Here is a 23,178-nt window from a genome sequence, read left to right on the forward strand (position 1 = left end):
TTAAAGCGTTTTAAGAAGATCTAAGCAAATATTTTCATTTTTACGCATTTCCTTACTATCGACATCCGTTTTATCTTTAAATCCGATTAAATGAAGAACTGAATGACAAATCACCCTACAGAACTCATTTTCAAAAAAAGTAGAAAACATTTCGGAATTCGATTTCACTGTATCCAAACTAATGAATACATCGCCCGAAAGTACATCTCCTTCGCAATAGTCGAAAGTAATAACATCAGTATAATAATCGTGTTTCAAATATTGACGATTTACAGCAAGTATATAATCATCGTCACAAAAAATAAAATTGATAGCACCTACCGATTTATTATAATGTCCGGCAATCACCTCGATCCATTTACATATCAGCTTATCAGAAAAAAAAGAAGGATAGTCTGCTTTTCCTTCTCTATAAAACAAAATTTCTTTCATTGAAATAGCTTAAAAACGTTATTATAACCCAGGAAATCTTTCCCACAAAATAAAAACGCTGACACACACATTCACTACAAATTAAAAACCAAAGTCACCGTAGAACCTCCGTTTTCAAATATTAACTCATCGGACAAAGTTTTCATCAGATATAGCCCACGACCGGTTATTTTATTGATATTATCCGGTAAAGTCGGATCCGGTATAACTTCATAATCGAACCCCTCTCCTTCATCACTGACTGTCACCTTAAATTGTTTATCTGTTTTCTCAGCTACTAAACTCACCATTTTATCCGGTTGGCGTTTATTTCCGGATAAAATAGCATTATTAACCGCTTCGATAACCGATAAGCTGATCTTACCATACAATACAGACGGTAAAGCAAAATAATCAGTAAAAGTTTCTACAAAATTCTCAACTTTGACAATATTACTGATTTCTGACGAAATTGAAATTGATAATTTATTCATTCCCAAGCTTTATATAGTAATGGTTGTACATTGATTTAAAATAAGTATTTAACTTCAAATCAGACTTTTGAATATCCGTTTTAATGAAAGCCGATTTCTTTTGAAATTCAAACATCTGCTCAGGCCGATGAAACCGAGTCTGAGTGGCCGATTCAGATTTACGTTTATCTTCAAAATCCTCTTTCTCTTTTGATGCTTTTTCTGACATTAATAATTTATTATAAATTAAGTTATTCCGATTAATTAATTGACCGGAAACCGAATAATTAGCCATATCTCTAATATTTTGATCGATCAATTGGTTGATCTCATTCAATAATTGTTTTTCTCTGCTTGACATCGAACCAGCTTCTGAAATAAATTCATTCAAACTCTTTCTGAAGAGTTCGTTCTCTCTGATCATATTACTGATTCTTTGATGTAAAGGTTTACCTTTTTCACCATTTTTCATTTGAGAAACTAAATCTTCCAATTGCTTCTTCAGATTACGTTGAAATTGCTTCATTTTAGGATATCCACTATCACCTGATGAATTTCTTTGTCTTTTTTTATCGGAATTTTTTTCTCCTCGTCGTTTACCGGATCGATTTACTTCTTCCTTAGCTTTTTGTAATGCATCGGTCAAAGATAAAGCAATATCATTCAAATAATTAATAATATAATGCTGCTCCCTTAATAAATCGCTGCGTCTATTGTCCTGAATGTAACCCGGTAATAATCCGAATTTTACTTCAAGATCATAAAACTTTCGGTCCAAAAGAGAAGCTAGCATCAAATTCGACTTAGCCAAGACAGATAAACTATCTTTTATTATCTTATATTCCTGTCTTTTTAAATCCTGAATACGGCCTAACTCATTATATTTCAAACTTTGAGCTTGTACATCAGAAAATTGCTGTAACAATTCTTCCTGTGATAGCGAAATTATTAAAATATTTTGAATTATCAATTCAATATCATTCTGAGGCAAGGATTTATTAACAAAATTTCGTTCTTGTTGTTGTTTCATTCTTTTTGAAAGTTCGAAAAGATCATCTTCAATCTCTTCTGACAACTTTTTATCTTTCTTATTCCCGGATATATTTTGCCTTTGTTGCTGCATTTTCCAAGACAATCGATCGAAATCGGTCTTAAAATCTTTCAAATCGAAAGGTTCTGACAAGGTTGAATTCTCTGTAATCAACTCTTCATAATTATTTTCTATCGCTCTCAAATCATTCAATATGCTTTTGTTCCGGGAATAAGCAGAATCCCGATCGAACGATTTGTTTTCCAGTAAACGCTCTAAACGGGCCTGATCCGATTTCAATCGATCGATTTGTTTAGAAATCAAATCATGCCTCTCTTCGATTTGAAACCGTTTCAACAATTCAATATTCCGATCCAATTCTTCACTGACCTGATCGAAAGTAAATTCCATTCTTTCGTCCAAATTTTTAAATTTATCTTTCGAAAATTCTTCGGAAAGCTTTGAAAATTCATCCAACAACTGTTTTATTTCACTATCCATCAAACGGTCCAGTAAATCCTGAATCTTCTTTTGCTTATCGATCAATAAACTGTCCTGAACAGTAAAACTTCGATTCAAATCCGATTTCTTCTGATTATTTTCTTTTACAGCTTCCAATAATCGATCCAACTGCTCTTTTTTCCGGACAACCTCCTTCGACAACTGTTGCTTTTCCCAATCATCAGTCGTATTATCCAATAATTTTTCCCGTAAATCCTGGATACCGGTAACAATTTCACCTGCTATTTTCTCAGCTTTCTTCAGATCATTGTTGACCGATTGACTAACTTCCCGGTTATAATCAAAAATAGTATTCAAATCAGGAATCCGGTAAATCAGCCGGGAAGAACGGGTACTCTTCGGACCGGAGAGATTATCGTTATCAAAAACCTCAAAATAATAATTTATTTCCGTTTTATCGGTACCGGCAAATTCAGCAAAATCAAAACTAAAATAAAATTCCTGTGTATTCAAATTCTTCATAAAAGATACCGGTACAACGACAGTCCTGTCTGTTCCCAGGGAATAATTGAAGCATAGATCTGAAAATCCATAATCATCGGTAATCACCCCATAAAAATAATGAAGAGAATTTTTCAAAGAATCCTGAATCTCCGTAATTTGAATTCCAGGGTATAAATCAGAAATGCATATAATATTGAAATTCAACAATTGACGATGAGAAAAATAAGCATTACTACCGGACAATATATATTCTCCCGAAGCTTTTATCTGTCTGGAAAAATCGGTCTTAGATACCGACTTCAAAGGAATAGAAATACTTTGTTCTTTATCTTCAAAAAATAAAGAATCCAAATTAGAATAGGTCAATTCAAATTGTAAAACCGAACCGTACAACACTTGCAAATCGACTGTATTGGTTAAAATTTCGGGCTCCTTTCCTGTATAAGCAGGAGGAATAGCTACCACTCGATAACCGTCGATAGAAGGAGTCGGCAACACCCTCAAAAGATAAGAATCGCTAGTTTGATCCTGCGTTTTAAAATAAAATTTCAAATCATTATTAACCAGTTCGAAATCATACGTAAAAATTGAATCAACGGAAGTCATTAAAAATTCTCCTCCGCCATAACAAATAAAAACAGGTTTTACAGTTGCATCGGGAATAGAAAGACTCAATTGCACCTGAAAGGTCTTACCATATTCTACTTCCAAACTTCGATTTAAAATGTGAAAACCTACCTCATTCGAAGGACCCGAAACCTGTCTGTAATCTTTTAAATCCGAATAATAATCATACCATTCAAAACCGGTAAAGAAAAGAAGAACAAAAAGAAAAACAACAATAACCGATAATTTAAGATACAATATTCTGGGAAAAGACAAAAAAAAACGGGATGCAGTCAGCTGTCGATATTTTTGATTAAAAGCCGCTTGTTTTAATACTGTTTGTCCGATAACCAATTTATCCCGAAAAGCCAAATTATACACAGATATAAAAATATCGTCGACCTGACGGGGTATAACAGACGAGATTTGTTTTATAAGAATATCCCTGGATAATCGAAAAGACAAGAAAAACCGAATGAACGGTAAAAGGATAAAAAAGAAAAACTCTACTCCTAAGAGTAAAAATAAAATCAGATAAAGAACATATTTAAAATCGGGTGAAAGTCTGAAAAAAGAAAGAAGTACGGCATAGAAGAATAAAAAAAGTAAAAAAGTAAAAAGCACAACCGCTACACCCTTCAACAGATCAAATCCTAATAACTCTAATCTGAAACAGGACAATTTCCTTCTAAAATGATTCTTCAGATTCTCATACACAGATTCCATCACAATTATTTAGCTAACCAAAGCTCCGGATTCAATTTCTCTGTATCCTTAAAAACTTCAAAATTCAAAACACTCCCTTTTTCTTCGTCATGAGCAACTTTTCCGATCACCTGCTTTGTTTTAACAACATCTCCTTGATTTACTTTTACCTCCTGCAAATTAATATAGACAGTAAAATAACTTCCATGACGTATAATAACTACATAACTGTCGATATCATTCATATACATAGCCACACTAACCACTCCTTGAAAAACGGAACGCACTTCAGCATTTTTTGAAGTTGTAATTCCAATCCCCCGACTGGCTACTTCAACCAATTTATGTATCGAATGATTAAATACACCGAATTTCTCAGAAATGAATCCTTCAGTCACCGGCCAGGGTAACTTTCCCTTATTTTTAGCAAAATCGTTCGATACCAATTGTTCTTCAGGAGTCAGTTTATAAGTCGAAGTAGTGCTACCGGATTTCTTGATTTGATTGGCTATCAATTTATCCAACTGTTTAGCCAACCTCTGACGTTTTTGCATTTCGGCTTGCAATTTTTTCCGAAAATCTTTCTCTTTTTTCTGAATCTGAGCAATATATTGATTTTCTTTCAATTGTTCGGATTCTAATTCTTTACTCTGTACACCGATTTCATTCAAAGCAGTATTCTTTTGTGCAAACAAATCCTTCAATTCTTTGTTTTTAACATCCAAAGAATCGTTTACCGCCTGAATCATATGTAATTGACGTTTAGAATATTCCTGAATCTGTTGAAAGTATTTAAACCGATTATAAGCCTGATTAAAATCTGCTGAAGAAAAAATAAACATCAATTTATCTGTTTTATTCCGTTTTTTCCAGCTACCATACACCAATTTCGCATAAAGATCGAGCATCGACTTCTTGTTCTCTTCCAGTTCTTTAATACGCTGCTCATTGGCAGAAATATTATTCTGAATAAGTCCTACTTCCTGATTTAAAGAACTTAATAGTTTTTTACTCTGTTGAATCTTCTGCCTTAAAATATTCAATTTCTGAGTAGAAACAGACTTGTTCTTTTCGGCTTCCTTCAACAATGAATTTAAATAAGCGATCTCCTTTTCAGTCTTAGCTTTTTGTTTTTTAATATCACTGATCGATTGAGCTGAGACATTTATCTCAAGCGAAAAAAACAAAACTAACAATATACCTAAAAACTTGTAGATCATGAATTATTCTATTCTTTTAAATTTAGGAGAAATTTTAAAATTCGGTTCCAAAGGTACGTCGAAATCTATTTTCAAAAATTTTAATTCCAGACTGGTTTTATTATTTCCAACCGCTAATTGGAAGACAATCTTTTCCGGAAAATTCTTTTCCGAAAACTGTTTAAATGCTCCATAATTCACACTCACAGACATATCTTCATCCAGATCTTCTACAGATACTTTTACAGGCCGGAAATACTCAGGATCTATTAAAATCCGCTGCAAAACCAGCATAAAATCTTTATTCTTTCGTTTTTTCTTATAGAATTTTTTGATCTTACGGCTAATTGCCCTTTCTTCTACAGTAGAAAGTTCATATCCCAATTCTGTCTTATCCAATTTATATTTCTTTTCCTTACCTAAACCTGCACAATCCTGAAAATCAAAAAAAGCATTCGTGATGATCTTCTCGACACAATCGAAACTTACCCGGACATCGAACTTATCATAAAAATAATCATAATCGGCTACAAAGAACTTCTTATGATAAGTGTCTACAAATTTGATACTGTCTTTAGTCAATAAAATACGCGCTACTTCGATTCCTAATGGTGCTGTAACATTAGCCTGAATAAAACTATCCCGCTTAATTTTCAGAGAAGCCTTTAAACTATTGGATCCTTTCCCGTCTTTATAGGAAATATCCATCTTTTTAGCAAACAAAGTAGAATATTCCAATTCATTATTTTCGATATTTTTCAATAGCCGGCCTTCCGTTATAGAAGGAATATTCTTTTTTACCGCTATCTGTTTAGCAGAACGGCAAGACACTATTGAAACAACTACGATTATCAACAAAAATATATGTCCACCCAGTCTCATTTCATTCAATTCATCGTCTTTTAATCGGATAATTTACCGGATTGTATCTTATCATTCAATTCTTCCGAAACCCCACCTCCCATTTCAGCTGCTTTTTTCCACATCTTCAAAGCTTCCTGGTGTTCTCCACTCCGATACAGGATATCACCATAATGTTCATAAAGCACACCGGAAGGATCCTTATCCTTTTCTATAGCTAATTTAATATAATACCTGGCTTGAGAATATTCTCCCCGTTTATACAACACCCAGGCATAAGTATCCAGGTAAGTTGCATTATCGGACTCCATAGCGACAGCCTGTGAACTCATTTTTTCCGCTAAAGCCAGTCTTTCATTCCGCAAAGAGAGATAATAAGCATAATTATTCAATACCAATATATCGTTCGGATTAATTTTCAATACTTCGTCGAACATCTTGAATGCCCTCTCCACGCTATCCAAATTGTAATAACAATCAGCTAAATAAGAATAAAACTGGGATCTTAATTCGGGCTTATCGTCTGTCAACTCAACGCCTTTTTCGAACAAAGGCAAAGCTTCGGCGAATTGTTTTTGCATCATCAGAGCGATTCCCGATAAAGCATAGGGTAAAGGTTGTTCCGGAAAATACTTTATAGCTTCTATTCCATGCCGATACATACAAGTAGTATCTCCCATCTCGTTACACATCAGCAGCAATTCTTCCCAAATCAAATAATTATTTTTGTCCTTCGAAAGAATATACTCCAATTCATTCCGTGCTTCAGCCAATTTATGATCTTTTTTCAGAAAATCCGAATGTAAAGCCCTTACCGACAAATCGTCGCTATATTTTTGCATCAATAGATTCATATAATTATCCAACTGACTATCGCTTGTCAATGTCGTATCAGGATTCAGAATCAACTTCAGAATATATTGTATTTTATATCCATTCTCGATTTTATCACTGACCAAAGCTTCTTTCGTATGTCTATCGGCTTCTTTCAATTCTTTCTTACTCCGATAATAATCAGCCAAATAGAAATGAACAAAACCGTTATCAGGCTCGGCCTTCAATATACGATCCAGAATTTGTAATCCTTTTTTATCCTGATTATAATTGAAATAAAGTTCGGCTAATAAACTAAGGTATTCGCTCTTATCCGGGAACTTCCGAATCAACTTTAATAATTCGTTGGATGCTTTCTTAACATCATCGAGTTTAGTATACAACTTAATTTTTTCGATAGATACAGGTTCGGTTATGCCGTTCTGTTGTTCATAACGGTCGAATACCTCGATCGCTTTCTGCCATTTCTCGACAGAGATATATAACTCCGCTTCGATCAAATAAAATTCTTCTTTATTCGGATATTTAGCAATGATATCGGCATATACATTACAAGCCTCTTCGATCATCGCTTTCTTTTGCAAAATATTGGCTAACAATATTTTATACCACATATTATCCGGATTTCCGGCCACAGCCTCACGAGCTAACTGCAAAGCACCGTTATAATCTTCACCTGCAGTCAAAATACCGGCTATTTCATATTTTGCAACTGAACTGGAAGGAAGAATTTTAAGGCAATTATCGAACCATCCGATAGCAGCCTGATAATCCCCGGTAATTTTACTCCTGACCCCTTCCATAAAAGAATAGTCAAATTCTAATCTGGTTTTCTCATCTAGCTCCTGTATGTTCTCCGTTTTCTTTTTTTTATCGGCAAAAGCAGGTAAAATAAAAAGAAAAAAAAGTATGAAAGCAATCCATCTTACCATATTTTTCTATTCTTTAATTTTATAATTATTTTTTTCCTGTATGACCGAATCCTCCGTCTCCCCGTTCGCTGTCCGATAGTTCATTTACTTCTATCCATTCGGCTTGTTCTACCTTGTTAATGACCATCTGACAAATTCTTTCTCCGTCTTCGATCGTTATCATATTATTAGAGAGATTCACCACGATAACTCCTAGTTCACCACGATAATCGGCATCTAAAGTTCCCGGACTGTTCAATAGTCCTAAACCTTCATTTAAAGCCAACCCGCTACGGGGACGGATTTGTGCTTCATATCCCTCGGGTAATTCGATAAATAAACCTGTTGGGATCAATTTTCTTTCCAAAGGTTTCAACGTGACGATTTCTTCCAGATTAGCCCTAATATCCATACCAGCCGAAGCTTTTGTTTTATATTCAGGTAGCGGATGTTTTGAACGATTTACAATTTTGATTTCCATTTATCTTAGATTATTCCTATTTTAATACAATCTTCAAACTTACTACTTTTTATTTTTCAAAGGAAATAGCTTTCCATAAAAATTTGAATAAAGTGTTTTGCAAAGTTACACAAAGACGTTTTTCAACAATCATATATTCATTATTATATTTTTATTTTTTATAAAAAAAATGATGATTATAATAGACTGTTAGTTATCTTCAAAAATGTTGATCGATTTATTTGATTTTATCGTTCTTAAAAATTGAAACTGTGTTTCTAACATGATATTGTAATATAATATGTTTTTATTCAATAACTTATATGAGTTATTAACAGTTGTCAGTAACCTATTTCACAGAAAAAAAAATAGATTTTAAACTGTGGAAAACTGTTAGTAATTTGTATAAATGTTTTGAGATAAAAATGAATTCTTTTCTTGGTTATTCGGGTGAAATATCGAATAAGAGTCGAAAACGAGATATCCAAATAAAGATATGAGTTTCTTTAAGCAGTTTTCAACAGCTGATTAATAACTTTTCAACAATATTTTTCTAAGCAACAATCTCCGGGAATTGATTCGATCAGAAAATATAATTACGCTGATCAATTATAGCTTTTGCAGAATAGAAGTGGTAGAAAAACCGGGAGTGAGATCTATTGTTATAATTTCCCCTCCTTTTGCTTTTACAATGTCGTAGCCTACAATTTCTTCGGGTTTATAATCACTTCCTTTTACTAAAATATCGGGTTGTATGAACCGGATCAGTTCCAAAGGAGTATCTTCGTCGAAGAAAATAATTTTGTCTGTAAAAAGAAGTGAAGCAAGTAAAAGAGCCCGGGCTTCCTGGTTATTGACAGGACGTTTTTCACCTTTTAATCTTTTGACCGACGCATCGGTATTCAGTCCTATAACTAATTTTTGGCCAAGACCGGCAGCTTGGGCGAGATATTCGATATGTCCCCGGTGCAGAATATCGAAACAACCATTCGTGAAAACAATTTTTTCTTCTTTAAATCTCCATTGACTCAAAGTATGGATCAGAGTTTCTTTTTCTCTGACAATTTTATTTTCTATGAATGATAAGTAATTCATTTACAGTTATTTTAATCTGGGATTTATTCCCAGATCATATCAATCGATTGGTATTGGTGTCCGGAAATACCAAGGTTGGCGTATGTTTTTTAGCTTCTTCGAAGTCCATCGATGCATAGGAAATAATGATGACCACATCTCCTACTGCACATTTCCGGGCCGCCGGGCCGTTCAGACATACGACACCTGAGTTTCTTTCGCCTTTAATGACATAAGTTTCTAATCTTTCTCCGTTGTTTACATTGACGATCTGAACTTTTTCATTCTCGATAATATTAGCGGCTTCCATTAAAGCTACATCGATCGTTATGCTACCTACATATTGAAGGTTAGCTTCAGTGACGGTTGCTTTGTGGATTTTAGATTTGACTACTTCTATAAACATGATGATAATTTTAAAATGGATTTAAAATTAGAATACAATGTTATCTATCAGTCGGATTTTTCCGGCATATACAGCTACACAAGCTACTTTAGTTCCTTCTTCTGACCAGTTTTCCACAACTTTTAGAGTGGTATCGTCGACAATTTCGACATACTCTGTTTCCAGGTATGGATTATTGTTGATTTCGTCAGCAATCCATTTTTTCAATTCACTGACATTCATTTGTGAAGCTAAGTTACGAGCTTTTTTTAAAGTAGCGTATATGTGAGGAGCATTTTTTTTGTATTCTTCATCGAGCAATGTGTTACGTGAACTTTTGGCTAGTCCATTTTCTTCCCGGATAATCGGACACGGAATGATTTCGATGTTGTATTTTAATTGTTTCACCATATTTTTGATAATAGCGATTTGCTGGAAATCTTTCATTCCGAAGAATGCTTTATCGGGTTGAACAATATCGAATAAACGACTCACTACCTGACCTACTCCATTGAAGTGACCCGGTCTTTTCGCTCCTTCCATCACTGTTTCTATATATCCGAAATCGAATTTTCGGGTATCCGGTTCCGGATAAATTTCTTCAACAGAAGGTGCGAATGCGATATCACAATCTACTGTTTTCAGTAATTCGATATCTTTGTCCAGTGTTCGGGGATATCTTTTCAGATCTTCCTGATCATTGAATTGTGTTGGGTTGACAAATATACTGACTACAGTGATATCACTATTGTGTTTACTTTCTTTTACGAGGGATAAATGTCCTTCATGTAAAGCTCCCATTGTGGGAACAAATCCGATTTTTTTCCCTTCTTTACGGAGATTTTCCAGAAGGCTAATTAGTTCATTTTTAGTGTTTAAAACTTGCATGATACTTCGTTAAAAATACGGGATGCAAGTTTACGAACTATTTTTATAATTAGGAAATGAACTAGCTTAAATTATTTTATTAAGGTTTAAGGAAAAAAAGAAATCTGTTATTTCCGGACTTATCTAATGTATTGAGAGTTAAAACGGATAAAACATTCGATTGTACAGCATACTATAGAGTTTATAAAGTTTATAAAAGTATAGAGATGTCCTTCGGACAGGGTTTATGGAACTTTTTATTCAGAAAATATTTATTTATATAAGGTATGGATAGCCGGATGGACGGAAGTCAATGCTTCGATTAATTCGCTTCGGCTGACTCCTTCGCGCATAACGATAAAAATAGTATCGTCTCCTGCAATAGTTCCCAGAATTTCAAAGTAATTTTCACTGTCTATGAGGACGGTTACTGCATTGGCATATCCGGGCAAAGTTTTGATAACAGCCATATTGCCCGAAAAATCGATACTTAGTATGGTGTCGGTGATAATAGCCGAAACTTTTTCTTCCCGTTGTTCATTTTGAATACTTTCAGGAATTACATAAATATACCCTTTTTCTTTATGCGGGATTTTGGCAACTTTCATAAATTTCAAGTCCCGGGATAAAGTGCTTTGGGTAGCTTCGACGTTCATTTCTTTCAAACGGAACAATAATTCTTCTTGTGAAGAAATGAGTTCCGATTCGATCAGTTTGCGTATAGTTAAAAGTCTTTTGGTTTTATTTCTCATAAAATGATATCGTTAAATAATGGTCATAAGGCAAAGATAGAGATTAAATTCAGAATTTGAAATGATATCGATTTTGAATATGTGAATATAAATGCATAAAAAATGCATAAATATTCTTGTAGTGATATGAAAGTTTTTTTACCTTTGCGCCAATTTGGACGTTTGATAAATTAGTTCATTTAAATAGATATGCAAAATTTAAAGAAAGCGCGTTTAGTTCTGCAGGACGGAACTGTTTATGAAGGAACTTCATTCGGATATGAGAAGTCGGTTTCCGGTGAAGTAGTGTTCTACACGGCGATGACCGGTTATCCGGAAAGTTTGACGGATCCCTCCTACAAAGGTCAGATTTTGGTTCCTACCTATCCTATGATCGGCAATTACGGAGTTCCGGTGGATGATGAGGAAAACGGGGTTTCAAAATTTTTCGAATCGGATAAAATTCATTGTACAGCGATTATCATTTCCGATTATTCATTTGCATATAGTCATTGGAATTCGCAAAAAAGTCTCGGACAGTGGTTGAAAGAACAACAGGTACCGGGACTTTTTGGTATAGATACGCGGGCATTGACAAAGAAATTGCGTGAACATGGAGCTATGTTGGGAAGAATAGAATTCGATAATATTTCGATTCCCTTTTATGATCCCAATGAACATAACATTGTAGCCGAAGTTTCTACAAAGGAAGTTGTGGAGTACGGACACGGAAAATATAAAGTGATCTTAGTGGATTGTGGGGTGAAGTATAACATTATTCGTTGTCTTTTGAAACGGGATGTGACCATTAAACGGGTTCCCTGGGATTATGATTTTACTCAGGAAGAGTGTGACGGATATTTTTTGTCCAACGGTCCCGGTGACCCTGCTAAATGTGATATAACCATCAAGCATATTAAAAAAATTTTGACCGGTGATAGACCGATTATGGGGATTTGTTTAGGCAATCAGTTGATGGCAAGAGCTGCCGGTGCTGTGACTTATAAATTAAAATACGGTCACCGCAGTCATAATCAACCGGTGATGCAGCCCGGAAGCAACCGTTGTTATATTACTTCACAAAATCATGGATTTGCTATCGATGATAAAACATTACCGATAGATTGGGAACCTCTTTTTGTGAATGTCAATGACGGTACTAACGAGGGGATACGCCACAAAACCAAACCTTTTTTCTCGGCCCAGTTCCATCCCGAAGCTTCCAGCGGGCCTGTAGATACAGAATATCTGTTCGATAAGTTTATCGAGAACATGGAAAAAGGTAATAAGTAAAACATTTCAGGTAAAACCAGCTAAGATTAAAATCGACATGAAGGAAATAAATAAAATATTATTATTGGGTTCGGGAGCATTGAAAATCGGTCAAGCCGGTGAATTCGACTATTCTGGATCCCAGGCTTTGAAAGCCATCCGTGAAGAGGGAAAATACAGTGTGCTGATTAATCCGAATATTGCTACTGTGCAGACTTCGGAAGGGGTGGCCGATAAAATTTATTATTTACCGGTTACTCCTGAATATGTAGAAGAAGTCATCAAAAAAGAACGGCCTGATGGTATTTTGCTTTCTTTCGGGGGGCAGACTGCATTGAATTGTGGTGTCGAATTGTATCAGAAAGGCATCCTTGAAAAATATGATGTGCAGGTATTGGGTACTCCTGTGCAGGCGATTATCGATACGGAGGACCGGGAGATTTTTGCCAATAAATTACGCGAAATAGATGTAAAAACTCCTCGTAGTATTGCTGCCAATAGCATGGAAGAAGCCATCGCTGCTTCGAAAGAACTCGGTTTTCCGATAATTGTACGTGCTGCCTACACCTTAGGAGGTTTGGGTTCAGGCTTTTGTTCCGATGAAGAAGAACTTCGTAAATTGGCTGCCAGTGCTTTCTCTTATTCGCCTCAGGTGTTGATCGAAGAATCTTTGAAAGGTTGGAAAGAAGTAGAATATGAAGTTGTCCGTGATCAGTACGATAACTGTATCACCGTATGCAATATGGAAAATTTCGATCCACTGGGAATTCATACCGGTGAAAGTATCGTAGTGGCTCCTTCTCAGACTTTGAGTAACAGTGAATATCATAAACTTCGGGCTATCGCTATCAAGATTATTCGTCACATCGGAATTGTCGGAGAATGTAATGTTCAGTATACCCTGGATCCGAACTCTGAAGATTACCGGGTGATCGAGGTGAATGCCCGTTTGTCCCGTTCCAGTGCTTTGGCTTCGAAAGCGACGGGTTATCCCCTGGCTTTCGTAGCTGCCAAATTAGGATTGGGATACGGTTTACATGAGATTAAAAATTCTGTTACAAAAGTGACTACCGCTTGTTTCGAACCGGCTTTGGATTATGTCGTTTGTAAAATTCCGCGCTGGGATTTGAATAAGTTCGAAGGAGTGTCCAAGCTGATCGGATCCTCTATGAAGAGCGTCGGAGAAATTATGGCTATCGGACGTACTTTTGAAGAAGCGATACAAAAAGGACTCCGGATGGTGGGACAAGGTATGCACGGATTTGCCGGAAATAAGATTGAAATTCCGGATATCGATGAAGAATTGGTGAATCCCACGGATAAACGGGTTTTTGCTATCGCCGAAGCTTTCGACAGAGGATACGATGTGGATAAAATACATGAGATGACACGTATCGATAAATGGTTTTTGGAGAGGTTACAAAATATCCATTATCTGAAAAATGAGCTGAATAAATATTCGACCATTACAGGAGTGAGTTCTGTTCTGCTTCGGAAAGCAAAACAAATGGGATTTTCAGATTTTCAGATCGGACGTCTGACAATCAAAGACGATCGGCTGACTGCTCATCAAAAAATGCTGGAAGTGCGTGAATATCGGAAAGGATTGGGAATTTTACCTTGTGTTAAACAGATAGATACGTTGGCCGGAGAATATCCGGCAATGACCAATTACCTGTATGTGACCTATAATGGGACGGAAAACGATATTCAGTATGAACATGACGGCCGGTCGGTCATTGTACTGGGTTCCGGTGCCTATCGGATCGGTAGTAGCGTAGAATTCGACTGGTGTGGGGTCAGTGCTTTGAATACGATCAATAAGATGGGATACCGTTCTGTGATGATTAATTATAATCCGGAGACGGTGAGTACGGATTACGATACCTGCGATCGTCTTTATTTCGACGAATTGTCTTTCGAGCGTGTGATGGATATTGTAGAGCTGGAAGAACCGAGGGGAGTGATTGTTTCTACCGGTGGACAAATTCCGAATAACCTGGCGATGCGTCTGAACGGTCAGCATGTCAATATTTTAGGTACATCGGCAGAATCCATCGACCGGGCCGAAGACCGTCAGAAATTTTCTACGATGTGTGATCACTTGGGTATCGATCAACCCCGCTGGAAAGAATTGACCAGTCTGGAGGATATTTATACGTTTGTCGATGAGGTCGGATTTCCTTTGTTGATTCGTCCTTCATATGTCCTTTCGGGAGCTGCAATGAATGTTGTATCCAATAGGGAAGAATTGGTTCATTTTCTCGAACTAGCTGCTGAAGTATCTAAAGATCATCCGGTTGTGGTGACCGAATTTATCGAACAGGCTAAAGAAGTAGAGATAGACGCCGTAGCTCAGCATGGAGAAATAAAAGCCTATGCCATTAGTGAACACGTAGAGTTTGCCGGCGTACATTCCGGAGATGCTACGATTGTCTTTCCGGCACAAAAACTATACGTGGAAACCATGCGGCGGATTAAAAGGATTGCCCGTGCTATTGCGAAAGAACTGAATATTTCCGGGCCTTTCAATATGCAATTCCTGGCCAAAGACAACGATATCAAAGTGATCGAATGTAACCTGCGTGCTTCGCGGAGTTTTCCGTTCGTATCGAAAGTTTTGAAATATAACTTTATCGAAATGGCAACCCGGATTATGTTGGGTGAACATGTAGCCGAATTGAATAAATCGGTTTTCGATTTGGATTATGTCGGAGTCAAAGCTTCTCAATTTTCGTTTGCCCGTTTGTTAAAGGCCGATCCGGTGTTAGGAGTGGATATGTCGTCTACCGGAGAGGTGGGATGTATCGGTGAAAACTATTACGAAGCTATCTTAAAGAGTATGATTTCTGTAGGTAACCGGATTCCTGAAAAGAATATTCTGATTTCTTCGGGCCCCAGCCGTTCAAAAGTGGAATTACTCAATTCTACAAAAATGCTCATTGCCAAAGGATATCATATTTTTGCAACAGCAGGTACGGCTAAGTTCTTTGAGGAAAACGGTATTCGTGTCACCATCCTTCATTGGCCCGACGAAGAGAAAGAACCGAATATTATGGACTACCTGCGGAATAAAAAAATAGATATGGTGATTAACATTCCGAAGAATCATACAAAACGGGAATTGGATAACGGTTATAAAATCCGCCGGGCTGCCGTGGATTATAATATCCCTCTGATTACCAATGCTCGTCTGGCCAGTGCTTTCATTTATGCCATCTGTAAAGTCGACCGGCAAGATATAGCGATCAAAAGCTGGGACGAATACAAATAATGTTGTAAAGGGTATCGGGACTTCTATCCCGATCGTGGCGAAGAATTTTCGGATGGCAGAGGGCCAAAGGAGATCCTTCGCTTTGTATTGGTTTATTTCAACCATCTTTTCATGGTTTGTCCTTGACACGGCATAACGTTGTTTCCGCATCGCTATATGCGAATTTAAAGCTTTTTTTTAGAATACCAGGCTGTAGATATAAACCAGCATGGAAAAAATCGATACGATTATGTCACGATTCTAAATAATTTGATATTTTTAGGCGGTTTAAATTTGATTATGCCTGGTAAAAAGATAGAAATTTCGGATGATTGCTTGATGAAACAACTGAAACTTAAGTCGTATAGGGCTTTTGAAGTGGTTTTTAATCGTTATTATGCGGGATTATATCGTTTTGCTTTGGCTTATCTGATGAATCGTGAATTAGCGGAAGATGTGGTTCAGGAAGTGTTTTGTTCGCTCTGGACTTCTTCGCTTTCAATTCCCGAAAGTACCCATCTGAAAAGTTATCTTTATGCTTCTGTAAAACATGCTTGTCTGGATTATTTTAAACATTTACAGGTGATAGACATCAATCAGGATAAATTGACAGAAGCTTTGATTTTTTCCGGGACAATAGAATATGAAGATAATGAGGATTTATTGGAAAAGGTGAAAGCATGTCTGGATAAATTACCTGAGCAACAAAGACGGGTATTGGAATTAAAAGTATTCCGCGATATGAGTTATCGTGAGATAGCAGAAACATTGAATATTTCAGAATTGACAGTCCACACCCACATAAAGAGAGCATATAAATTTATACGGAGTTCTTTGCCTTTGCTCTATTGTTTCCTGAAATATTGGGAGCAATTATAGAATTTTTATTTTTTTTCTAAAAAAATTTCGTTTTTGTACCCTGATTTAAAAAATACTCGTCTTTATATAAAGAGAGTGTGAAAAATTATGAAAATTGATTGGAAAATTATAAGGAATTGGGCTTTGGGAGAAGCTTCAGAAAAAGAAAAACAAGAAGTGGAGAGATGGGGGGAGATGGGAGAAGAAAACCGGAATTTTCTCGAAGATACTTATAACTATTATTGTGAAGAAAGTATGGTAGAGAATCCTTCTCCGGAAAATATGAAACGTGTTTGGAGAAAATTGGATCCTTACAGGCAGATGAGAAGACGTCGGATGAGGCAGATGAGTTTGGTTGCCGCCAGTGTGATTCTTGGGATTGGAATATTTTGGGGAGATCATTTTTTCTCCGGGGTAAAAATGGAGAAAACTTTTTCAAGAACGATTCCTGTACGGTTGATAACCTCAGACGGTATTCAGCATGATCTGAATAAAGGTACATTGAAAGATTCTTTAAAAGTTGGTTTTAAGAATGAAATTTCAGAGGGATTGCAACTCGGTACTGTCATTCAGAAGAAAGAAATGACGGAGCGTTTCCATGAAATTATTGTTCCGCGTTGTGGAGAATATCGATTGGTTCTGTCCGATGGGACACGGATATACCTGAATGCCGAATCGTCCCTTCGTTTTCCGGATGTTTTTGGGGATGAACGAAAAGTATATTTGACGGGAGAAGCCTATTTTGAAGTTACACAGGATAGTCTGCGTCCCTTTTTGGTGGAATTTGAAGGAGCCTGCGTTAAGGTGTTGGGAACGCAATTTAATGTAAGAGCATATCCGACGGGCCCTTCTTTCACGACATTGGTTTCCGGTTGTGTGAAAATAGTGCATAAAAATCAGGTTTTGCAGTTGGAACCTGGTCAGCAGTGTGAAGTAAGAGAAGAGAAGATGTTGTTGCATAATGCGGATTTGATGACTGTTTTAGCTTGGAAAAACGGGGAATTCATTTTTAAGGATGTTGCTTTGGAAACTATAATGGATGAACTAGCCCGTTGGTATGATATGCAAGTGGACTATGAAACGGAAGATTTGAAAAAAATGCGGTTTTACCTTTATGTGGAGCGAAGTGAAAACCTCGAAGAAGTGCTGCAGAAAATAGCTTTGACAAACCAGGTAAAATACCGGGTTAATGGAAAGAAAATCATTATACAGAGATAAAAAACACGAAAAGTGTTGACCCCACTTTTCGTGTAAAACCTGCTAATAATATTAACAAGTTGTATTAATTCTACAAAACTATGAAAAAAAAACGAAGATTATACTTCGGTAATCTGCCGAAGTATAGAATTTTTAAACTCAAACCATTTATTTTCTTGATTTTGAGTGTCTTTTATTTCGGACAGTTATTTGGACAAAGAGATAATCCGAAAATAACATTCAATTTTCAACGGGCTCCGTTTTTCAAGGTCATAGAGAATATCCGGCAGCAAATTCCTTATGAATTTGTATTTAATTCAGAGGATGTCCGCTCTTTGAACAACATTACCCTTTCCCTGAAAGAGGTTACTTTACAACAGGCATTGGATGCCCTGTTGGAAGGTTCCGGTATGGAATATGTGATTGAACAAAAAACAGTGGTAATTAAAAAGAAGGTAAATTCTCCGTCAGAAAAATCAAAATCGATTTTATTGAAGGGATTTGTTACTGATCGCCAGAAACATCCGTTACCGGGAGTAACGGTAAAATTGGCAGATATGATGTTGGGGACTTCTACCAATCATAAAGGTTATTTTTCCATTCAACTTCCGTTGGAGCGGGGAACACTTGAGTTTTCTTTTATAGGATATGTTTCACAGAAAGTGAATTTTACAGAACGAACGACAGATACACTTCGGATTGTGATGGAAGAGTTGATTGTAGGGATGGAAGAAGTTGTGGTAACCGGCTATCAGAAAGTCGATAAGCGGCGTTCTACCAGTGCTATTACCTCGGTGAAGGCTTCGGATGTATTGGTTCCCGGAATGAGTAGTATTGACCAGGCTTTGGAAGGAAGGATTCCCGAACTGATGTTAATTACCAATTCCGGTGAAGTGGGTGCAACTCCCAGGATACGGGTACGCGGAACTTCAACTCTGATTGGTAACCGTGAACCTTTGTGGGTACTGGATGGTTTTATTATGCATGATCCGGTGAATGTCAGTGTGGAGGATTTGAATAATCCGGATTATATCAATATTGTCGGAAATGCGATTGCCGGAATAAATCCTCAGGACATAGACCGGATCGATGTGTTGAAGGATGCTTCGGCGACAGCACTTTACGGAACTAAGGCTGCCAATGGCGTGATTGTCGTAACAACAAAAAAAGGTTCTATTGGACCTGCCCGTTTTTCCTATAACCATACATCGAAATTGACCCGCCGTCCCCGGTATTCGGACCGGAGCATAAATCTGATGGATTCCCGGGAACGGGTACAGTTCGGAAAAGAATTGAGCGATTTACATTATCAGTTTCCGTCGAATATGCCTAAAGTCGGATATGAAGGAGCTTTGTACCGTTATTATTCCGGTCTGACTGATTATGCTGGTTTTAAACAGGAAGTGTTGCGTTATGAGACAGTCAATACCGATTGGTTCGATATTTTGACTCAGGATGCCTATTCCCATGACCATACCTTCGGGGTGTCCGGAGGATCGGAAAGTATGCGTTATTATGTTTCGTTAGGAGCCAACTTCGAGGATGGGGTATCGAAAACAACAAAAACGGAACGGTATACGGCAATGGTAAACCTGGATATTAATTTTGGTAACTATATACATCTTTACAGTATAACCCTTGTAAAAGGGTGTAAAAGAATATTATATTAGTATCTTATACATTTGCCTTGATTCCTGATTAACGTCACATACTGTCACATATTCAAATCCATTCTTCTCATAGAATTTTAATGTTTCATTTGAATTGATGGCATCTATGGTTATAAATTGACATCCAGTCTTATTGTTATTTTTAAAACTGGCTACCAGCAATTTAATTATATCAGTCCCGTATCCTTTATTCCTTAAATCCTCATGTACTGCCAATCTACCTATTTTTACTGCGGGGAAGATATTTTGTGAAAACATATATTCCTGAAATGAATAATCTTTATCTTCGATACCAAGTTTAATTTTATCATCCAAATCTATATCAACTTTTGGATCTAGTTTTAGTACATCATTTGCAAGGCTATAATAAGCTACTGTTATATCTCTGCTTTCAATAATGAATGTAGTATACCTCAAATATTTGAGATAAATTTTTGCATCATTGATTAAGAAATCTGCTAAGTCTTGATTATTACATTTAAATGGTTTTATTGTGTCGCCCAAAGTGAGTTTTTTGAAAATAAATTCACCTGAATCAACTTTAATCAGAAGGTCAGAAGAAAACGCCATTAGTTGCTTTCACCATTTTAGTATACATTTCTTCCATTTCTTTGTATCGCTTTTCCTTTTCCTTTTTCTCCTTCAAAGATGGATATAAAGCACGCCGAAGATTAGTGCGGAATTTCTCTGCATCTCTTCCGGTTATAACTGGTGTATCTTGTATTGGTCGTGCCATAATACTATAAATTTAATACTTCTCTCTCTTATTACTAAATAATATCCCTATTCTATAGCAAATATAGCTACTATAATCAAAATTCACGGAATTAAAAAAGATGTTACGTTTCTATTTATTTTAGATAAACTTACTTTAGATAATCTACGTGAAGAAGCAGAACATTCTTTTAATCTTACAGGCTGTACATCTCTTAAAGGGGTCCAATTTAATCTGTCCCCTTTAGAAAGTCTTTTCTTTTTACTTGATATACTTGTTGTATTTTCCATATTGCTAAATAATATCCTCATTCTATTGCAAATATAGCTACTTTTTTATAATATACAATATCTTCTATTATTAATATTAGTTATTTATATATTGAATATGGTCATGATAATACTAATATTAGTACTTATCTTACAATTGAAGATAGTGTTATAGGTTCTTCCAATATACCTCCTTTTGTTATAGCTATATTAGCAACAAAAAAATTCAGAAACCCAATTTCTCTGGTATTGTCTACATAAATACAAAGGGTTCCTGAAATACTTTTATTTATTTTATTATTTCTACTTTTTAAAAGGATTTTCCTTATGAAGTTTACTTCTATCTACAAATCCTTCCTCACTATTATATTTTATATATTTACTATCTTTAATAAACTTACCTAAATCATCAATAAAAGTACCATCCTTATATTTTATACTAACTTTTCCTTTTTTAATTTCCCTTCTTAAAGCGTCATGATCAAGATCTTGAAATGTCATTTCTTCATCAAAATCGTCTCTTGTAATTTCCCCATCCAAAGTAGTATTTTCAATTTCATTTTTATTAAAAAATTCTTTAATTGAAAAATTCTCAGGAGTTAATAATTTATTATTTCTTTTTTGTACTATAATATTTTTTGAATTTATCAAATTATCTTTTTCTTTCTTATTTCCTTCTTTTTTAGTATATTCTTTTCCAACCCTACCAAGTTTTCTATTCAACCAATTGTCAGTATAAACACCTTTTTCCACTTCTGATTGAGTAAAAGAATTTAAAATGTTCTTTCTAATTTGATCTTCTAACATATTCATATCATTTTTATTTTAAAAGTAATTTAAAATTTAATAATTGCAAAAAAAATAATATTTTAAAATAAAGCAGCATAAAAAGAGCCGGACAGATGCCCGGCTGAACTTCAAAAATTGGATGAGTTTTTATTAAAAACTAAAAAGAAGTAATCTCTATTGCGTTGCACCAACACCATATAATATAAGTGTAACAGGGCTTCCTGCTTCATCCTTAATTTGAGTAGGAGCCCAGGTAATTCCATCAGTAGAAGTTGCAATATAACCACGATTTCCTACTAATATAAATTTTCCATTACCAGCAGCTATATCTTGCCAACTATGATTTCCAGAACTTGTATTAGGAGTTGTCCATGTTACTCCATCAGTTGTAGTTTGTGTATTACCTCTATACCCCTCTGCTACTACAAATTTACCATTACCAAAAGTAATAATATCATATCCTCGTTCTGCATTAGATATTCTTTTTGGATTTGTCCATGTTATTCCATCAGTTGATGTTGTGAAATAATAACCATCAGCAATTGCAATAAATATACCATTGCCATAAGCAACATCTTTCCATGTTATTGAACCAACAGTCTTTTTAGTCCATGTTTTGCCATCAGAAGATGTCATCATTATACCATTACTTGGCCCCACAGCTACATATATCCCATTACCATAGGCTAAACTTCTCCAATAGTTTAGTGAGTATGTATCTCCTATTGTCCATATTGTTCCATCTTTTGAAGTTGCAAGTTTCCCATTATAAAAATTTAACATCATAAAACTTCCATTGGCATAAATAACATTGCTCCAAGATCCTGTTGTAACTAATTGTTTTGGAGTTGACCATGTTTCTCCTTCATCAGTAGAAGTAGTTACATAACCTTTCTCTCCTCCAACTACAAATATTCCATTGCCATAGGCAACTGAATTCCAACTATTACTTCCTACTATCATAAATTCATTATTTAAATTGATTATTGTATTCGTTGATGGTATTTCCGGCTCATCAGGAGACTCTGGTCCCTCAGGTTCTTCCGGATTCTCAATTGATGGTTTTTCTGGTTCTATTGTTTCTCTATGTTCCGGATCACACGAATAAAACATAAAGATGCATATTAACGCACTAAATAATTTGATTTTTATAAGTTCTATTTTCATTCTAGTTGTATTTTAAAAATATTACCATTTTGTCCTACTATAACTGCAACAGAAATTCCTTTCTTTTGATTAATATTAATAGTTTTTGTTATCCCCTTAGCAGAGATACTTAAAACTGTATTTCTTTCAGAAGAAATATTTTTAGAAGCTGTAACTGAAATTGTTTGCTTCTTATTTCCTGTATTAGGAGAGTAAGTGATAAAGTCTTTTGTTGCCATAATTTTATTTTTTAATTCTATGGCCGCAAAAAAAAAAAAAAAACGATTATTTCTGAATCATAGTAATATAACACCCCCTAACAAATTCATTAATTCATTCATAAATGATATAACATCAAATTATTTTTCCCCTGCAACCAATTAGAAGATATTAAACACAAAAAGAGTGGGTTGCTGTCCACACTCAATTAGGTATCGCCAAACACCTGTGTACACGTAGACAGACAACCCACTGTATAAATGGATTGACCTGTGCC

21 protein-coding genes are annotated in these 23,178 nt (G+C 35.6%); 5 read left to right on the forward strand and 16 right to left on the reverse strand.

Annotated elements, in window-relative coordinates:
- From ybeY to argR, 11 genes are all read right to left on the reverse strand, one after another.
- Window positions 1-432, reverse strand: a complete 432-nt coding sequence (gene ybeY / locus AC5RDS_RS03185) for an rRNA maturation RNase YbeY (protein ID WP_087382079.1) — start codon at window positions 430-432, stop codon at window positions 1-3.
- A 74-nt stretch (window positions 433-506) separates the two neighbouring features.
- Window positions 507-905 carry an ATP-binding protein gene (locus tag AC5RDS_RS03190; RefSeq protein WP_013612905.1) on the reverse strand — a complete coding sequence of 133 codons (399 nt, stop codon included), beginning with the start codon at window positions 903-905 and terminating at the stop codon, window positions 507-509.
- On the reverse strand, window positions 898-3,591 hold the full coding sequence (locus AC5RDS_RS03195) for a coiled-coil domain-containing protein (protein ID WP_286728156.1): 2,694 nt from the start codon (window positions 3,589-3,591) through the stop codon (window positions 898-900). The genes AC5RDS_RS03190 and AC5RDS_RS03195 overlap by 8 nt, the downstream gene beginning before the upstream one ends.
- Window positions 3,592-4,217: 626 nt before the next feature.
- Window positions 4,218-5,411: a murein hydrolase activator EnvC family protein gene (locus AC5RDS_RS03200; RefSeq protein WP_013612907.1), complete on the reverse strand. Its 1,194-nt coding sequence runs from the start codon at window positions 5,409-5,411 to the stop codon at window positions 4,218-4,220.
- Between the two features lie 3 nt (window positions 5,412-5,414).
- Window positions 5,415-6,272, reverse strand: coding sequence for a lipoprotein insertase outer membrane protein LolB1 (gene lolB1 / locus AC5RDS_RS03205; RefSeq protein WP_494222208.1), 858 nt, complete (start codon window positions 6,270-6,272; stop codon window positions 5,415-5,417).
- Between the two features lie 20 nt (window positions 6,273-6,292).
- Complete coding sequence (locus AC5RDS_RS03210) at window positions 6,293-8,017, reverse strand: tetratricopeptide repeat protein (protein WP_046404402.1); 1,725 nt, start codon at window positions 8,015-8,017, stop codon at window positions 6,293-6,295.
- A gap of 25 nt (window positions 8,018-8,042) precedes the next feature.
- On the reverse strand, window positions 8,043-8,477 hold the full coding sequence (dut, locus tag AC5RDS_RS03215; protein ID WP_013612910.1) for a dUTP diphosphatase: 435 nt from the start codon (window positions 8,475-8,477) through the stop codon (window positions 8,043-8,045).
- Between the two features lie 588 nt (window positions 8,478-9,065).
- Window positions 9,066-9,551 carry a D-glycero-beta-D-manno-heptose 1-phosphate adenylyltransferase gene (rfaE2, locus tag AC5RDS_RS03220; protein ID WP_494222204.1) on the reverse strand — a complete coding sequence of 162 codons (486 nt, stop codon included), beginning with the start codon at window positions 9,549-9,551 and terminating at the stop codon, window positions 9,066-9,068.
- Window positions 9,552-9,585: 34 nt separating this feature from the next.
- Window positions 9,586-9,936, reverse strand: a complete 351-nt coding sequence (panD, locus tag AC5RDS_RS03225) for an aspartate 1-decarboxylase (protein WP_013612912.1) — start codon at window positions 9,934-9,936, stop codon at window positions 9,586-9,588.
- Window positions 9,937-9,963: 27 nt separating this feature from the next.
- Window positions 9,964-10,803 carry a pantoate--beta-alanine ligase gene (gene panC, locus AC5RDS_RS03230; RefSeq protein ID WP_013612913.1) on the reverse strand — a complete coding sequence of 280 codons (840 nt, stop codon included), beginning with the start codon at window positions 10,801-10,803 and terminating at the stop codon, window positions 9,964-9,966.
- 251 nt (window positions 10,804-11,054) lie between these two features.
- On the reverse strand, window positions 11,055-11,534 hold the full coding sequence (gene argR / locus AC5RDS_RS03235; RefSeq protein WP_013612914.1) for an arginine repressor: 480 nt from the start codon (window positions 11,532-11,534) through the stop codon (window positions 11,055-11,057).
- A 189-nt stretch (window positions 11,535-11,723) separates the two neighbouring features.
- Between argR and carA the strand changes: the two genes are divergently transcribed.
- The 5 genes from carA (at window position 11,724) to AC5RDS_RS03260 (ending at window position 19,763) form a co-directional block, all read left to right on the forward strand.
- Window positions 11,724-12,806 (forward strand): glutamine-hydrolyzing carbamoyl-phosphate synthase small subunit, encoded by a 1,083-nt coding sequence (gene carA, locus AC5RDS_RS03240; protein WP_013612915.1) that lies wholly within the window; start codon window positions 11,724-11,726, stop codon window positions 12,804-12,806.
- Window positions 12,807-12,843: 37 nt separating this feature from the next.
- Window positions 12,844-16,059, forward strand: a complete 3,216-nt coding sequence (carB, locus tag AC5RDS_RS03245; protein ID WP_046403261.1) for a carbamoyl-phosphate synthase (glutamine-hydrolyzing) large subunit — start codon at window positions 12,844-12,846, stop codon at window positions 16,057-16,059.
- A 279-nt stretch (window positions 16,060-16,338) separates the two neighbouring features.
- Window positions 16,339-16,917 carry an RNA polymerase sigma-70 factor gene (locus AC5RDS_RS03250; protein ID WP_013612917.1) on the forward strand — a complete coding sequence of 193 codons (579 nt, stop codon included), beginning with the start codon at window positions 16,339-16,341 and terminating at the stop codon, window positions 16,915-16,917.
- 87 nt (window positions 16,918-17,004) lie between these two features.
- Window positions 17,005-18,114 (forward strand): FecR family protein, encoded by a 1,110-nt coding sequence (locus AC5RDS_RS03255; RefSeq protein WP_013612918.1) that lies wholly within the window; start codon window positions 17,005-17,007, stop codon window positions 18,112-18,114.
- A gap of 80 nt (window positions 18,115-18,194) precedes the next feature.
- Window positions 18,195-19,763, forward strand: a complete 1,569-nt coding sequence (locus AC5RDS_RS03260; RefSeq protein WP_494222205.1) for an STN domain-containing protein — start codon at window positions 18,195-18,197, stop codon at window positions 19,761-19,763.
- Here the strand turns inward: AC5RDS_RS03260 and AC5RDS_RS03265 are convergent.
- From AC5RDS_RS03265 to AC5RDS_RS03285, 5 genes are all read right to left on the reverse strand, one after another.
- Window positions 19,755-20,333: a GNAT family N-acetyltransferase gene (locus tag AC5RDS_RS03265; protein WP_087384395.1), complete on the reverse strand. Its 579-nt coding sequence runs from the start codon at window positions 20,331-20,333 to the stop codon at window positions 19,755-19,757. The genes AC5RDS_RS03260 and AC5RDS_RS03265 overlap by 9 nt on opposite strands.
- On the reverse strand, window positions 20,317-20,499 hold the full coding sequence (locus AC5RDS_RS03270; protein WP_046403257.1) for a hypothetical protein: 183 nt from the start codon (window positions 20,497-20,499) through the stop codon (window positions 20,317-20,319). The genes AC5RDS_RS03265 and AC5RDS_RS03270 overlap by 17 nt, the downstream gene beginning before the upstream one ends.
- Before the next feature lie 551 nt (window positions 20,500-21,050).
- Window positions 21,051-21,560, reverse strand: a complete 510-nt coding sequence (locus AC5RDS_RS03275; protein WP_140398601.1) for a hypothetical protein — start codon at window positions 21,558-21,560, stop codon at window positions 21,051-21,053.
- Window positions 21,561-21,710: 150 nt separating this feature from the next.
- A complete protein-coding gene (locus tag AC5RDS_RS03280) occupies window positions 21,711-22,703 on the reverse strand; it encodes a WD40/YVTN/BNR-like repeat-containing protein (RefSeq protein ID WP_494222206.1) in 993 nt (330 codons plus the stop codon).
- Window positions 22,700-22,921, reverse strand: coding sequence for a BACON domain-containing protein (locus tag AC5RDS_RS03285; RefSeq protein WP_046403262.1), 222 nt, complete (start codon window positions 22,919-22,921; stop codon window positions 22,700-22,702). Before AC5RDS_RS03285 ends, AC5RDS_RS03280 begins: the two co-directional genes overlap by 4 nt.
- Between the last annotated feature and the right edge of the window lie 257 nt (window positions 22,922-23,178).

The organism is Odoribacter sp. (assembly GCF_985060555.1).

Excerpts from the sequence above, each read along its gene's own strand:
- ybeY (WP_087382079.1), bottom strand. The coding sequence starts at position 432 with ATGAAAGAAATTTTGTTTTATAGAGAAGGAAAAGCAGACTATCCTTCT.
- AC5RDS_RS03190 (WP_013612905.1), bottom strand. The coding sequence starts at position 905 with ATGAATAAATTATCAATTTCAATTTCGTCAGAAATCAGTAATATTGTC.
- AC5RDS_RS03200 (WP_013612907.1), bottom strand. The coding sequence starts at position 5,411 with ATGATCTACAAGTTTTTAGGTATATTGTTAGTTTTGTTTTTTTCGCTT.
- lolB1 (WP_494222208.1), bottom strand. The coding sequence starts at position 6,272 with ATGAGACTGGGTGGACATATATTTTTGTTGATAATCGTAGTTGTTTCA.
- AC5RDS_RS03210 (WP_046404402.1), bottom strand. The coding sequence starts at position 8,017 with ATGGTAAGATGGATTGCTTTCATACTTTTTTTTCTTTTTATTTTACCT.
- dut (WP_013612910.1), bottom strand. The coding sequence starts at position 8,477 with ATGGAAATCAAAATTGTAAATCGTTCAAAACATCCGCTACCTGAATAT.
- rfaE2 (WP_494222204.1), bottom strand. The coding sequence starts at position 9,551 with ATGAATTACTTATCATTCATAGAAAATAAAATTGTCAGAGAAAAAGAA.
- panD (WP_013612912.1), bottom strand. The coding sequence starts at position 9,936 with ATGTTTATAGAAGTAGTCAAATCTAAAATCCACAAAGCAACCGTCACT.
- panC (WP_013612913.1), bottom strand. The coding sequence starts at position 10,803 with ATGCAAGTTTTAAACACTAAAAATGAACTAATTAGCCTTCTGGAAAAT.
- argR (WP_013612914.1), bottom strand. The coding sequence starts at position 11,534 with ATGAGAAATAAAACCAAAAGACTTTTAACTATACGCAAACTGATCGAA.
- carA (WP_013612915.1), top strand. The coding sequence starts at position 11,724 with ATGCAAAATTTAAAGAAAGCGCGTTTAGTTCTGCAGGACGGAACTGTT.
- carB (WP_046403261.1), top strand. The coding sequence starts at position 12,844 with ATGAAGGAAATAAATAAAATATTATTATTGGGTTCGGGAGCATTGAAA.
- AC5RDS_RS03250 (WP_013612917.1), top strand. The coding sequence starts at position 16,339 with ATGCCTGGTAAAAAGATAGAAATTTCGGATGATTGCTTGATGAAACAA.
- AC5RDS_RS03255 (WP_013612918.1), top strand. The coding sequence starts at position 17,005 with ATGAAAATTGATTGGAAAATTATAAGGAATTGGGCTTTGGGAGAAGCT.
- AC5RDS_RS03260 (WP_494222205.1), top strand. The coding sequence starts at position 18,195 with ATGAAAAAAAAACGAAGATTATACTTCGGTAATCTGCCGAAGTATAGA.
- AC5RDS_RS03265 (WP_087384395.1), bottom strand. The coding sequence starts at position 20,333 with ATGGCGTTTTCTTCTGACCTTCTGATTAAAGTTGATTCAGGTGAATTT.
- AC5RDS_RS03270 (WP_046403257.1), bottom strand. The coding sequence starts at position 20,499 with ATGGCACGACCAATACAAGATACACCAGTTATAACCGGAAGAGATGCA.
- AC5RDS_RS03275 (WP_140398601.1), bottom strand. The coding sequence starts at position 21,560 with ATGAATATGTTAGAAGATCAAATTAGAAAGAACATTTTAAATTCTTTT.
- AC5RDS_RS03280 (WP_494222206.1), bottom strand. The coding sequence starts at position 22,703 with ATGAAAATAGAACTTATAAAAATCAAATTATTTAGTGCGTTAATATGC.
- AC5RDS_RS03285 (WP_046403262.1), bottom strand. The coding sequence starts at position 22,921 with ATGGCAACAAAAGACTTTATCACTTACTCTCCTAATACAGGAAATAAG.